This window comes from Microbacterium sp. 71-36 (genome assembly GCF_001898305.1).
In the GTDB taxonomy this organism is placed as follows: domain Bacteria; phylum Actinomycetota; class Actinomycetes; order Actinomycetales; family Microbacteriaceae; genus Microbacterium.
The window spans coordinates 1-12,496 of the sequence record NZ_MKTP01000005.1 but is presented as its reverse complement, the minus strand read 5'-3'; the positions used below and the strand labels follow the sequence as shown (position 1 = coordinate 12,496).

Sequence of the window (12,496 nt, the reverse complement as noted above, 5' to 3'; positions counted from 1 at the left end):
TTGTGGGCAGGCGCGCGACCACCCCGTCGGACCCGTCCCGGGCTATCTCTGGCAACTGATGTTCGATCGACCTTGCTGAGCCAAGGCATTGTCGCAGCCTACGATGGTGCCCTTCGTCAGATTCCCGATGCGCGCCAGGAGGCCGGGCACGTTAGTCGCGGTATTGGCCAGGATCTGATTGTCGAGTCCATACTGAAGCTCGTAATCGGCTGTCCATACTTGCAGCCCGTCGGCCACGGCATTCTTGATGTCGTTCTTCTCGATGACCCACTGGTTTCCGAACACGATGATCGGCGCCGGGTGGTCCGAGCCCATCTTCGTTCCGTCCACCGAATTCCCGTAGACCCAACCAGAACTCGCGCCCGCCTTGATTTCGATCGCTTCCGAGGTTGTGTTCATGATTTGGTTGAATGCGATTACGTTCCGGTCGGAGCGATCGGGCTGACAGTTGCTGTATTGGCACCGATTCTCGCGGGCAGTTCCGATGTACACGCCTTCGCCGTAGAACGCCCGGTCCGGTCCGAGCCCGGTGCCGTCGACGGTGTTGCCGACGACCATGCTGTCGGTCGTGTTGGAGAGCAGGTGAATCGCTTCGTCTCCGATCTGCTCGATGAGGAGATTGGAGGCAACGATGTACGAACTGGACCTGACTTGCAGGCCTTTCGCGGCGTTTCGCATCGTGAATCCGACAACGTTGACGTAGCTCGCGCCGTCGATTCGTAGGCCGCGTCCATCGCTAGTGCCTCCGCCGTCGATGACAGCCGAGCGGGGGCCGCAGATCCAGATCGGTTGTGTGGCTGTACCCGATCGAGCGAGCGTGTACCACGAGAACGAGTACGTCGTGTTCGCGGCGAGTCGGATGACGTCACCGGGCGAGGCGTTCGCCAATGCGGTTCGCAGCTGGGTCGCATCCGTCGGTGTGACGGTGGCAGTGGGGCAGTCGGAGAGGGTGGGCGCAGAGAACGTCGGTCTCGGGGCCGGGGCCTGGCTGATCACGGTGGATGTCGGCGAGAGGTTCGCGCTGGTGTCCACTGCGCGTACGCGGTACCGATAGGTGGTCGCCGGGTCGAGACCCGCGTCGAAAAGGGTCGTGCCAAGGATCATCGCGTCCTGTACCTGCACCCACGTGCTGCTGGTGCCGTTGGCGCGGTAGAGGCGGTAGCCGGCGAGGTCGGGTTCGGTGTTGGCGGTCCAGGTGAGGCGGATGCCGGTGCTGTCGGGGGTGGCGGTGAGGCCGGTGGGGGTGGCTGGGGGGTAGATGTCGGGGGCGATGAGGGCGTCCAGGGTGATGCTGGAGCCGATGGAGTTGGTGTTCTTGGTGCCGGTGCGGACGATGCGGAGGGTGTGGGTGGTTTCGGGGAGTCCGCTGACTTCGTAGACGGTTTGTTGGTATTGGGTGGCGGAGGCGTAGAGGTCGACGGTTTGGACTTTCACGCCGTCGAGGTAGACGTCGGCTTGTCCGGAGGAGGAGGACTTGCGGGCGATCCATTTGATGCCCGAGGTCGTGAAGGAGATCTGGGCGTAGCCGGTGCCGCCGAGTTGCGCGAAGGATCCGGCGGAGTCCTGGGTGGAGGTCTTCAACGCCCAGTCTCCGGAGAGGGTGACCGCGGGGGAATCGTTCTCGTAGGTCCCCGCCCCGACCGCTCCCACCTCCGCACGAGCAGGGGAAGACGTGAGGAAGCTGAGGATCAGCGCGAATGAGACTGCCAGCGCTGTCGCAGATGTGCGCACCCGAGTACCTCCACACGGAGCTCCTCGGTTGCTGAAGCCGAATTTCTCCGTGCTGACTAATTGACTTGGTCAATCGGGTTACACCCACCATAGGCGGGGTGAGCGGCGAGGTGAAAGGACTTGCGCCAAGTTAGAGTGTCGACTATTCGGTAAACAGCTGGGAGCCTTGCTTGGATCTGCGAACTGCGTTGCGAATCCTCCGCGCGCACTGGGTTGCCATCGTGCTCGCGACATTGGTGGGAGTCGGCGCGGCGGCCGGATGGTCCTACATTCAGCCGCGCGTCTACACTGCGGACGCGAGCGGGTACGTTGCCGGCACGAATGGCTCCAGCGGGTCCAGCGACTCCAGCGGCGCGTTGCTGGCGAACAATCTCGCGCTGTCGAAGGTCGTCTCCTACGTGGACATCGGATCCTGGCGTTCCGTTGCCGAATACGCGATCGAGAAGCTCAGGCTCGATTCGAGTCCCGAGGCCCTGGTGCGGCGCGTCGATGTCACGAACGCGACCGGCACGGTCACGATCAAGGTGCAGGCGTCTGCGCCGACCCCGGAGACGGCGCGCGACCTCGCGGAGGCGTGGATCCAGGGGATGGCGACGGAGATCGACGGGCTCGAGTCGGACGGCGGAAAGGTACAGGCGGCTGTCCGACTAGTACCGGCTGACACCGCACGACTTCCGACCGCGCCGAGTTCCCCGAACGTGCGACTCGCCCTCGCGATCGGGGGAGTCGCGGGTCTGGTCGTCGGACTCATGATTGCGCTCCTTCGGTTCACTCTCGACCGGCGAATTCGCAGCGCCGAACTCGTCGAACGCGAAACGGGTGTGGCGGTGGTCGGGACCGTCCCGGTGGAGAAATCATTCACGGCTGCGAATCGCCTCATCCCTGTCGGGGGCCAGCGCGACGAGCGCCTGTTCGCAGTGTCCGAGGCGCTGCGCGAACTCCGGACGAACATCCAATTCATGGACGTGGACCACCCTCCTCGCGTGGTAGTGGTGACCAGTCCGCTCCCTGGGGACGGCAAGTCGACGATGAGTGCGAACCTCGCGCTGGCGATGGCTGCGTCGGGGCAGCAGGTAGTTCTCATCGACGGCGACCTCCGCCGTCCCATGATCGCGGCCATCTTCGGTCTCGTCGAAGGTGCTGGCGTCACGGACATCCTGGCCGGCCGAGCCGAGGTCGACGATGTCGCACAGACGTTCGGTCACCTCGACACGCTGCGCATCGTCGCGGCGGGACGCACTCCGCCCAACCCGAGCGAGGTACTGGGGTCGGAGCGCATGAAGGACCTCCTTCGGGAGCTCTCCCGCGAGGCTATGGTCATCGTCGACGCGCCTCCTCTGCTTCCGGTGACGGATGCCGCCGTGCTCACGCACTCCGCGGATGGTGCGATCGTCGTGGTCGGCGCGGGGCGGACCACCATTGACGTCCTCAAGAAGGCGATGAACAACCTCGAGCGGGCCGGCGGACGAGCCCTCGGCGTGGTTCTCAACCGTGTCCCTCGCTCGGGTGGCGGCTACTACGACTACCGCTACACCGGCGACTACTACCAGGCTGACCAGACGCCCTACGACGAAGCGGTACACAACCCGCCCAACAACGTTGATGGGATCACCAGGCCCGTCGTTGAAACGCAGCCTGCGGCGACGGGTGATCCGCAGGATCAACTCGCGCCGCTGCGCCGTACTCGGCGTCGTGCCGGCTAAGGCGGCACTATTGCCACTGCCCGCGACGTAAGCCGCGGGCAGTGACGTTTCACCTGCTCCGCTAGCGCCATCCCCTATACCCAGCGCGACAGAATCTTGAGCGGGTGGCCCCCACTCGCCTTGCGGCGAGTACATTAGGACCCGTTCCCTCCCGACGAGGGGCGTGTATCCGAACAATCCATTTGGGGGATCCGTGAGCATCGAAGAAGTTCGCCCGGCGGGCGTCAGCCGCCGCACCGTCATCAAGGCCGCTGCCTGGTCTGCGCCCGTCGTCGCCGTGGCCGTGGCCACCCCGCTCGCCAGCGCGAGCACCCCGCCGGCGCCGGCCCCGTCCACGCGTTCCTACTGGGATGGCGGCACCGCGATCAACAAGGTCGTGACCACCGGCAACCAGTACATTCGCGTCAACCAGAGCGCATCGCTCGGCTTCGAGGTGGAGGACGAGAACGGCGATCCCGAACCCGCCGGCAAGTACACCTCCGGCCCCGCGACCGTTCGCATCACGTGGGGTGCAGGCGGTGGGGTCACCGATCCGCAGCCTTACTCGGTCCAGGAAACCAACCTCAACGGTTGGGTGCGCACCGGCAGCCTGCCGGGGACGGGCGTTTCGGGGCAGATCGAGTACACCTACACCGGTCTCCTGAACGGCGATGCCAATCGCATCCCGCTGCCCGTCGTCCGGCTCTACCCCTCGCCGAACGGCGCGCTCACGGCGACCTACGTCACCGTTCAGCAGCAATCGCAGTACATCGGGGCCTCGGGGTCGTACACGATCGCACCGTAAGTAGGACGGCATGACGGCGGCCCCGATCGATTGGATCGGGGCCGCCGTCATGCTCATTCTGAGGCCGGCCTATGACGCCGCCTCTGCGCTCCTTCGCAGGTAGAGACCGACAGCGACGGCGGCGGGCTTCAACTGCTCATACGACAGCTGGTAGGTTGCCTCCGACCGTCGGAAGGGGTCGATCACGTCGAACTCGGCGGGATCCTCCGGCGGCGGTACGGTCCCGCGTAGCCGGGCCGCTAGAGCCACAGCATCCCTCAATCCCTCGGCAGGACCGCTGACGGACTCCGGCACGTTGTACGAGTCGGACGACTGCGCCGCAGGCACGATGTTCGCAAGCTCACGGAGGGTGAAGGTGCGGCGTACGGCACTCGGTACCAGACTGACGATGGCCCGGCGGTGCTCGCGCGAAAGCGCCAGGATCAACCCGGCGTCGCTGACGAGTTTCTCACTGATCTGTCGGGCACGGTGGCTCTCCCCCGCGAGGCCGTCGTCTCGAGCCAGGCGCAGCGCCGGGTCAGGCATGCCATGACCTACGAGCGCGCCCGTACCTGCGCTCTCCACCCGCACGTCGGGGATGTCCGACAGGCTCGCCGCCAGGATCAGTTCGGCGAGGGGAGACCGGCAGATGTTGCCGGTGCACACCGTAAGGACCGAGAACGTCACGCGGTTTCCACGGGTCGCGAGGCTGCCCCATCGGACTTACCGGGCTCGACCGTGCGGGTGTCAGTGGCTCCCGCATATGAGTACGAGCCGTAGGCGTAGCTGTCGGGTCCGCGAGTAGGCAGCATAGTGACGATCACCCCGAAGAGACGGCTACCGATTCCCTCGAGCCGCTCGACGGCCGCGCTCAAGTGCGGTTTGCGCGTGATCCCCGACGCTGCCACGAGAAGGACTCCGCTGGCGAATCGGGAGACTACGGCCGCGTCCGTCACCAGGAGCAGTGGCGGAGAGTCAATGAGCACGTAGTCGAACGCGCCAGCCATCGCCTCGAGTGTTCGCTGCATCGCCTGGCTGCCGAGCAGCTCCGACGGGTTGGGTGGGGTCTGGCCCGACGGGAGGATGAAGAGTCGCTCGTTACCCCACTGCTGCAGGGCGTCCGCGAGGTCCACGCGGCCGATGAGGACATCGGTCAGACCGACGGATCCCTCGATGCCCATGTACTCGGCCACGCGGGGCAACCGCAGGTCTCCATCCACCAACGCCACGCGGGCCCCCGTCTCCGCGAGCGCGATCGCGAGATTGGCCGTTGTGGTGGACTTTCCTTCGCTGGGGCCGGCGCTGGAGATCACGAACGTGCGCGAGTCGCCGTCGACGTCGATGAACTGCAGATTCGTTCGAAGGCTTCGGAACGACTCGGCCCGAGGGTTCCGTGGATCGGCGTGAACGATGAGCGGACGCTTCTTCGCCTCGGGGTCGAGAGTGATTCCGCCGAGCACGGGTTTGTCCGTAGCGGACTCGACATCGTGTGAGGAGTGGATGCGCGTATCCAGGACGGCGCGAAGAGCAGCGATCGCCAGGGCCAGCACCAAGCCACCGAGGACCCCGATGAGGACGTTCAGGGGGATACGAGGTGAAGACGGCGCAGTGGGCACCAGAGCGGGCTCGATGGTCTCGATCCGCACCAGACTGGGAGCCGATCCCGACGGCTTCTCGAGCTGGTTGACCACGACGTCGGCGAAGTTGGTGCCGACGGAGTTGGCGATGGCAGCCGCAAGAGCGGGGTCGGAATTCGAGGTCGATACCGAAATCACGACGGAGTTCGTCGGCGAAGTGGCCTCGATGGATTTCGCGAGTTCTTGCGGGGTCGTGTTCAGATTCAATTCGTCGATAACCCGGTCGAGCACGACCGCACTGTCGACGACATCAACAAAACTCACCACGGCCTGGCGGGCGAAGTTCGTGCCCTGTGCGAGTTCCGTGACGCCGGAAGAGTCCGATCGTACGGACACGTAAAGCTGGGTGGTGGCCTCGTACTTCGGGGTCTGGAGCAGTGACCAGCCGAATGCGGCGGCACCGCCGAGCACTGTGAGGGAGAGAAGTAGAACCCAATTTCGGTGCAAGATTCGCAGATAGTCCCGCAGTTCCACTCGTTGCTCCATTCGACGATTCTCACCGCGCGGCGGAGGCCGCATGAGTCGGGGCGGGTAACCTGGGGGCTATCCCTTACTGACGTCCGATCTGCTCTCCACCCTACGTCATTGCCAATCGGTACCTCGTGAGCGAAGAGAGAACACGATGAACGACCTTGACGCACTATTCGAAGATGATTCTTCGGCCGATCGGCCACCCGCTGCAGCACGCCCCCACGGCGCTGACGACCTCGTCCGCTTGATAGGCCCGAAAGGCTCGTCGTCCAGCGAACGCCGGGTCTTCCGTGACGTGGAAGCTCTGGTGTCCAAAATCGGCGCGCCGGGCGCGATCGACCACGCTCGGCCAGCGGGGTGGTCGGCGCCGGAGGCCGCAGTCGCGGGAAATCGACCCCTGAACCTCGTCGGCTCGTCGGGACGGATCAGCCTCCTCAGCATCGTCGTGGCCGTTCTCGCGATCTTCTGCGTCGTGGCCGCCGTCGCACTGGGCATATATCGCCAAGTGACCGCTGATCCGGTGGATGCGGCCATGGCGAGTCTTGTAGAGGCGGAGTCGCAAGTGCAGAACGACCTGCAGGGCTTGGCGACCGCGGTGGCTCTTTACGCGCAGACGGCGGATCAGGCGGACTCCCTGGTGGCGGCTGCGGGTCAGACGCTGCCCTCGCTCACCGGGAAGGTCGAGCAGAGTGTCTTGTCGGCCGCGGTCGCCGCACGGGACGCCCTCGCCAACGCCGTGACCCCGCGCGCCGACTTCGAGGTGCCGGTCTACGAGCGCGGCGCGATGGATCCGACGTCCGTGGCTGCCATCGCCAGGGCCACGGACAAGGCATGGGCGCAACGCGTGGGCATCCCGGATCGCTTGAGTGCGGTGCGATCGGAGCGGAGCGAGGTCGTGCGGGCCGTCGATGAGTTCATCGCTCGTCTGGATGCCGTGGGTCAGCGGGTCGCAGTCGACGCGCCGCACGAACTCGACCAGAACGATGTGGCTACGGACGAAACCCGGGAGAAGGTCGCCGCCGCAGCGAGCGTCGTCGGGCAAACGACCGGCGCCGACCTCTTCGCGGCCTTGGATTCCTACGCCGTCGCCGTGGATGAGCTGCGCTCGGAGACGCAGAGTGTCCTGGCGGAGTCGACGATCCCGCGGACGACCTCGCCCCGAACCGTGCTTCCCACGTCGTCGGCCGCTCCGGAGCCGACGCCCTCGGAGTCGTCTTCGAGCGAACCCGTCACCCCGCCCTCCGATCCACCGTCTGACACGCCGACCACAGACCCGGCGCCGATGCCGACTCCCACTCTCGGTCTGGGGTAGGCGTGGCCGGGCGGTCACTCCGAGGGGTGAGGCCAAGGGTGAATTGACGGTGGTCCACCGGCGTCGGGAGGGTGAAGTCTTTAGCATCAGGGCCTGTAGTGGCGACCCGACGCTGCTCACGAGCCCGGCAGGTGCCTATGACCGCGGTGTTCTCCGGAACGCCGTCGTTAGACGGACGGTCTGCGCGAACGGACTCCGCCACGTTCGGCGGTGTCTCCATCACCGCGCGGACCTCGTCTTCGGCGCGCCCATTCGCCGTTCCCGAGGGAGCGGAAGGACGTCTCGTCTTGGCCGTGATGCTGGGAGCGCCGCCGGCATTGGGGCGTCGTCTCCGCGCGGTCGGTAGTGCCACAGCGGTCATCGCGACGTCCGAATCCCTCGACCCGGCCGCGCTTCCCCCGGCCCGGTGCCAGCTCACGGTCCTGCTTCCGGGATCGTTGCTTCGAGACACGGGTCTAGGTGACCCCCCGGCCTTGACGCTGAACACCTCGAATGCCCTCTTCTGGCCGTTCGTCACGTTCGCGTGGGAGGCGGCTCTCGGCTACGAGCGTACGAGTGGCCTCACCGCCTATTACCTGGAGCGTGTCCTCCAGGAAATGGTGCTCGGTGTCGCTGTCGCCTCTCTCGGACATACGGAGCCGGTCGGGGTCGGGATGCACCCTGCGGCGATGTCGGTCATAACGACGCGTGCCGGCGACCCGGATCTCACTCCAGTGGGCGTTGCATCAGAACTCAACGTCTCGCTCCGCACGCTTCAGCGCATGTTCGCGCAGCGGGGTACCACCGTCGAACGCGAGATCCGTCGAGCGCGGGTTCAGCAGGCCCTGACGATGCTCGATGACCCGATCTACGATGCTCTGAGCGTCGACCGCATCGCGCAATCTGTCGGGCTGTCCGGCGGGTCCAGCCTGGCCCGCGCCTTCGCCACCGAAGGGCATCCCAGCCCCTCCGTGGCGCGCAGGAAGCGACTCGAGGTCGGCGTCGAGGCCCCTTCCCCGATCGCCTGGCGGCCGAACTCGGGCAACGATCACCGGGATCGAACTGCGGGGTCGGCCCGACGGTGAGGTGACCGGGCAGCTGCTCTTCAGCCACGGGGCCGCGGTGAGCGCGATGGCATCGCCGAGGTCGGCAGAGATCTCCTTGAGCTATCGCGGTTCAAGGCTCGCGACGCATCTCCAAGTTCACCCCTTCCGCGCTTGGGGACGGCCCGAAGGGCCGAGGTACGCTGAGCGTTGGCGTCTGTCTGGCGTCTTTCCGCCCGTCGAGAAGAGGAAGAAGCGGATGGCTGCGAGCAAGAGAGCGCTCATCACCGGTGTCACCGGCCAGGATGGGGGGCACCTCGCCGAGCTTCTGCACGCGAAGGGCTATGAGGTCTTCGGTCTGATCCGTGGGCAGAACAACCCGCGTAAAGAGGCCACGGTCGCCGAGTTCCCGTACGTAACCCTCATCGAGGGCGACTTGATCGACCCGACTTCCCTGGTGCGCGCGATCGAGGTCAGCGACCCCGACGAGGTCTACAACCTCGCCGCCATCAGCCACGTCGGGTACTCCTTCAAGAACCCCACGCTGACGGCCGACGTGACCGCCAAGGGCGTGCTGAACGTCCTCGAGGCCGTTCGCATCACCGGCCGCGCCGAGCGTACGAAGGTGTATCAGGCGTCGACCTCCGAGATGTTCGGCGGCCTGGACTACAACCGTCCCGGCGCCGGGTACAACGAGAACTCGCTGTTCCACCCGCGCAGCCCCTACGGCGTCGCAAAGCTGTACGGCCACTGGATCGCGAAGAACTACCGCGAGAGCTACGGGATGTTCGTGTCCTGCGGCATCCTGTTCAACCACGAGGGAGAGCGCCGCGGCGTCGAGTTCGTCACTCGCAAGATCACGCACGCCGTGGCCCGCATCAAACTGGGGCTCCAGCCCAACATCGAGCTCGGAGACCTGTGGCCCAAGCGTGACTGGGGCTATGCCGGCGACTACGTCGAGGGCATGTGGCGGATGCTGCAGCACTCGACGCCCGACGACTTCGTCCTCGCGACAGGCGAGACGCACTCGATCGAGGAGTTCCTCACCCTCGCGTTCGCGGAGATCGGGATCGACGACTGGCGGCCCTACGTGGTGCAGAACCCGGCGTTCCTCCGTCCCGCCGAAGTCGACATCCTGCTCGGCGACCCGTCCAAGGCGGAGAACGAACTCGGATGGCGTCGCGAGGTCGACTTCCCGGGACTCGTCCGGCTCATGGTCGCCCACGACCTGGCGGAACAGGGCCGCTTGCAGAACCGATGACGCAGACGCTCGTCGTCACGGGTGCCGGTGGCTTCGTCGGCGCCCACCTCTGCCGTATCGCGGCTGAGGCCGGCTTCTCGGTCTTCGCGATCGGTCGAGACTCGCCGATCCCGGACTCGCTCGACGGAATCGTCGACGACTACGTCGGTGTCGATCTCACGGAAGAGTGGCCGTCACAGGCCCCTACGGATGCGGACGTCGTACACCTGGCCGGTCTCGCAGCGGTCGGTGCTTCGTTCGACCGACCGCAGCTCTATCTGTCGTCCAACAGCGCGATGGTCACCCACCTCGCCGAGGCACTCCTGCGAGGCTCGGGCGGGGGGCGCATCGTCGGGGTCAGCTCGGGTGCGGTCTACGCGACCGGCCCCGGGGACTCCTACATCGACGAGGCCGCGCCCGTGGGTTTCTCATCTCCGTACGCCGTCAGCAAGGTGCTCGTCGAGAACCAGCTCGCGTATTACCGAGGGCGTGGGCTGGACACGGTGGTAGCGCGGCCGTTCAACCATTCCGGTCCGGGCCAGGGACCCGGGTTCCTCATCCCCGACCTCATCCGTCGCGTCACTGACTCGTCATCGGAGGATGTCCTGTCCGTGGGCTCTCTCAGCACGCGCCGTGACTACACCGATGTCCGGGATGTCGCCCGCGCGTACCTGTCCCTCATCACGGCGCCCAGCCTGTCGCATGACATCTACAACGTCGCTTCCGGAACGACCCGGTCAGGAAGAGAGATCCTGGCGGCGGTCAGTGTCGCTCTCGGGCGCCCCGTACCCGAGACCCGAGTCGATCCGTCACTCGTGAGGCCCAACGACCCGGCCTCCATCACCGGAGACGCCACGCGGCTGCGGGCTGAGACGGGATGGGCTCCCGACATCGCGTTCGAGCAGATGATCGCGGACAGCGTGGCCTCCGTCACAGCCTGAATTCAGGAGCGATGTCGTGGAGTCCATGGCTTCCCCCGTGAGGGCGCAGTCGGCACAATGGGCCCACCAGCGGAGAATCAGGTCCGTCTGAACGAGGGGAGAGCGCCATGGGCGTCGACGACATCATCAACAAGGGCAAGCAGCTGTTCGAGCAGAACCGCGACAAGATCGAGGAGGCGCTCAAGAGCGAGAAGGCCGAAGAGGTCAGCGACAAGCTCCTCGACGGTGCCGCGGACGCCGTCAAGAAGATCGTTCCCGCCGAACAGCACTCGAAGGTCGACGAGGTGCGCGAGAACGTCGACAAGTCCATCGGCAACGCCTGACCGACACGCATCCCTTCGACGCCGTCCCCGGAAATCGGGGACGGCGTCGTGGTGTTCCGGAGCGGGGGCTGAGGATATGCCGCGTGCGACACGCCCGGGTTTGCGACACGCCCGGGCGCCCCGTAGACTATCCAGGTTCCACATTCCGGCGTGCGCTCGGCGCGCGCCAGGATCACTGCCAGGGCAGTGCACAGGCGGCGCGCGAGCGCAGGGTCCTGGGCCGCGGGCAGCAGAACACACACCGAACCCCCTCTTCCTTCACGGGAGTCGCGCGCCTGCGCGCGAGGGGCGGGCCGGAAGCCATGGCATCCGGTTTGACAGCTGAACAGCGGTGCAGCATCTCTCGCGTGAGCGAGGGGAAGTGCCAGGGCGCGAGAGCGCCACCGTGCGTCCGATGCCCTTGGTCGGGTAAGACGCGAGAAAGAGAGTGAGCAGACAATGGCGGGACAGAAGATCCGCATTCGCCTGAAGTCGTACGACCACGCCGGACTGGACTCGTCCGCGCGCAAGATCGTCGACACCGTGACCCGTGCCGGTGCCACCGTGGTGGGCCCGGTTCCCCTGCCGACCGAGAAGAACGTCGTGTGCGTCATCCGGTCGCCCCACAAGTACAAGGACAGCCGCGAGCACTTCGAGATGCGCACCCACAAGCGCCTCATCGACATCATCGACCCGACGCCCAAGGCCGTCGACTCGCTGATGCGTCTCGACCTCCCGGCCGATGTCAACATCGAGATCAAGCTCTGAGGTTCGACATGGCTGACATCAACTCCAAGATCTCCAAGGGCCTCCTCGGCACCAAGCTCGGCATGACCCAGGTGTGGGACGAGAACGGCAAGCTCGTTCCCGTCACCGTCATCGAGGTCGCCCCGAACGTCGTGACCCAGCTCCGCTCGGTCGAGAAGGACGGTTACAACGCCGTTCAGATCGGCTACGGCCAGATCGACCCCCGCAAGGTGAACAAGCCCCTGACGGCCCACTTCGAGGCCGCGGGCGTCACCCCGCGTCGCCACCTCACCGAGGTCCGCACCGCGGATGCCTCTGACTACTCGCTCGGTCAGGAGCTCACGGTCGACGGTCTCTTCGAGGCCGGCCAGCTGGTCGACGTCGTCGGCACCAGCAAGGGCAAGGGCACCGCGGGTGTCATGAAGCGTCACAACTTCAAGGGTGTCTCCGCTTCGCACGGTGCGCACCGAAACCACCGCAAGCCCGGTTCGATCGGCGCCTCGTCGACCCCGAGCCGCGTCTTCAAGGGCATGCGCATGGCCGGCCGTATGGGTGGCGAGCGCGTGACCGTCCTCAACCTCACGGTGCACGCCGTCGACGCCGAGAAGGGTCTGCTGCTCGTCAAGG

Annotated in this window: 12 protein-coding genes; 9 read left to right on the top strand and 3 right to left on the bottom strand. The window is 66.0% G+C overall.

The window, feature by feature from the left end; genetic code table 11:
- Positions 1-42 precede the first annotated feature (42 nt).
- Positions 43-1,581 (bottom strand): fibronectin type III domain-containing protein, encoded by a 1,539-nt coding sequence (locus BGO45_RS13900; RefSeq protein WP_292695232.1) that lies wholly within the window; start codon positions 1,579-1,581, stop codon positions 43-45.
- Positions 1,582-1,901: 320 nt separating this feature from the next.
- On the opposite strand from BGO45_RS13900, the gene BGO45_RS13895 reads away from it, so the two are divergent.
- Positions 1,902-3,434, top strand: a complete 1,533-nt coding sequence (locus tag BGO45_RS13895; RefSeq protein ID WP_292695230.1) for a polysaccharide biosynthesis tyrosine autokinase — start codon at positions 1,902-1,904, stop codon at positions 3,432-3,434.
- A 193-nt stretch (positions 3,435-3,627) separates the two neighbouring features.
- On the top strand, positions 3,628-4,218 hold the full coding sequence (locus BGO45_RS13890; RefSeq protein ID WP_292695228.1) for a hypothetical protein: 591 nt from the start codon (positions 3,628-3,630) through the stop codon (positions 4,216-4,218).
- A 69-nt stretch (positions 4,219-4,287) separates the two neighbouring features.
- Here the strand turns inward: BGO45_RS13890 and BGO45_RS13885 are convergent, their stop codons facing one another.
- On the bottom strand, positions 4,288-4,884 hold the full coding sequence (locus tag BGO45_RS13885; RefSeq protein WP_292695226.1) for a low molecular weight phosphatase family protein: 597 nt from the start codon (positions 4,882-4,884) through the stop codon (positions 4,288-4,290).
- A complete protein-coding gene (locus tag BGO45_RS13880) occupies positions 4,881-6,320 on the bottom strand; it encodes a polysaccharide biosynthesis tyrosine autokinase (protein ID WP_292695225.1) in 1,440 nt (479 codons plus the stop codon). The genes BGO45_RS13885 and BGO45_RS13880 overlap by 4 nt, the downstream gene beginning before the upstream one ends.
- Positions 6,321-6,612: 292 nt before the next feature.
- On the opposite strand from BGO45_RS13880, the gene BGO45_RS13875 reads away from it, so the two are divergent.
- The 7 genes from BGO45_RS13875 to rplC form a co-directional block, all read left to right on the top strand.
- Positions 6,613-7,617 (top strand): hypothetical protein, encoded by a 1,005-nt coding sequence (locus BGO45_RS13875; RefSeq protein WP_292695224.1) that lies wholly within the window; start codon positions 6,613-6,615, stop codon positions 7,615-7,617.
- A gap of 473 nt (positions 7,618-8,090) precedes the next feature.
- Positions 8,091-8,681 carry a helix-turn-helix domain-containing protein gene (locus tag BGO45_RS13870; protein WP_292695222.1) on the top strand — a complete coding sequence of 197 codons (591 nt, stop codon included), beginning with the start codon at positions 8,091-8,093 and terminating at the stop codon, positions 8,679-8,681.
- Positions 8,682-8,898: 217 nt separating this feature from the next.
- The gene (locus BGO45_RS13865) at positions 8,899-9,900 is read left to right on the top strand and encodes a GDP-mannose 4,6-dehydratase (RefSeq protein WP_292695220.1); all 1,002 of its coding nucleotides are present in this window, start codon (positions 8,899-8,901) and stop codon (positions 9,898-9,900) included.
- The gene (locus BGO45_RS13860; protein WP_292695218.1) at positions 9,897-10,820 is read left to right on the top strand and encodes an NAD(P)-dependent oxidoreductase; all 924 of its coding nucleotides are present in this window, start codon (positions 9,897-9,899) and stop codon (positions 10,818-10,820) included. Before BGO45_RS13865 ends, BGO45_RS13860 begins: the two co-directional genes overlap by 4 nt.
- A 107-nt stretch (positions 10,821-10,927) precedes the next feature.
- Positions 10,928-11,143, top strand: coding sequence for a hypothetical protein (locus BGO45_RS13855; protein WP_292695216.1), 216 nt, complete (start codon positions 10,928-10,930; stop codon positions 11,141-11,143).
- A 438-nt stretch (positions 11,144-11,581) separates the two neighbouring features.
- A complete protein-coding gene (gene rpsJ / locus BGO45_RS13850) occupies positions 11,582-11,890 on the top strand; it encodes a 30S ribosomal protein S10 (protein ID WP_013584016.1) in 309 nt (102 codons plus the stop codon).
- Between the two features lie 8 nt (positions 11,891-11,898).
- Positions 11,899-12,496: 50S ribosomal protein L3 (gene rplC, locus BGO45_RS13845; RefSeq protein ID WP_292695194.1), on the top strand; the 598-nt coding region annotated here is incomplete at its 3' end.

What these genes read in the sequence shown, in the direction of transcription:
- BGO45_RS13880 (WP_292695225.1), bottom strand. Translation starts at nt 6,320, where the DNA reads ATGGAGCAACGAGTGGAACTGCGGGACTATCTGCGAATCTTGCACCGA.
- BGO45_RS13865 (WP_292695220.1), top strand. Translation starts at nt 8,899, where the DNA reads ATGGCTGCGAGCAAGAGAGCGCTCATCACCGGTGTCACCGGCCAGGAT.
- BGO45_RS13860 (WP_292695218.1), top strand. Translation starts at nt 9,897, where the DNA reads ATGACGCAGACGCTCGTCGTCACGGGTGCCGGTGGCTTCGTCGGCGCC.
- BGO45_RS13855 (WP_292695216.1), top strand. Translation starts at nt 10,928, where the DNA reads ATGGGCGTCGACGACATCATCAACAAGGGCAAGCAGCTGTTCGAGCAG.
- rpsJ (WP_013584016.1), top strand. Translation starts at nt 11,582, where the DNA reads ATGGCGGGACAGAAGATCCGCATTCGCCTGAAGTCGTACGACCACGCC.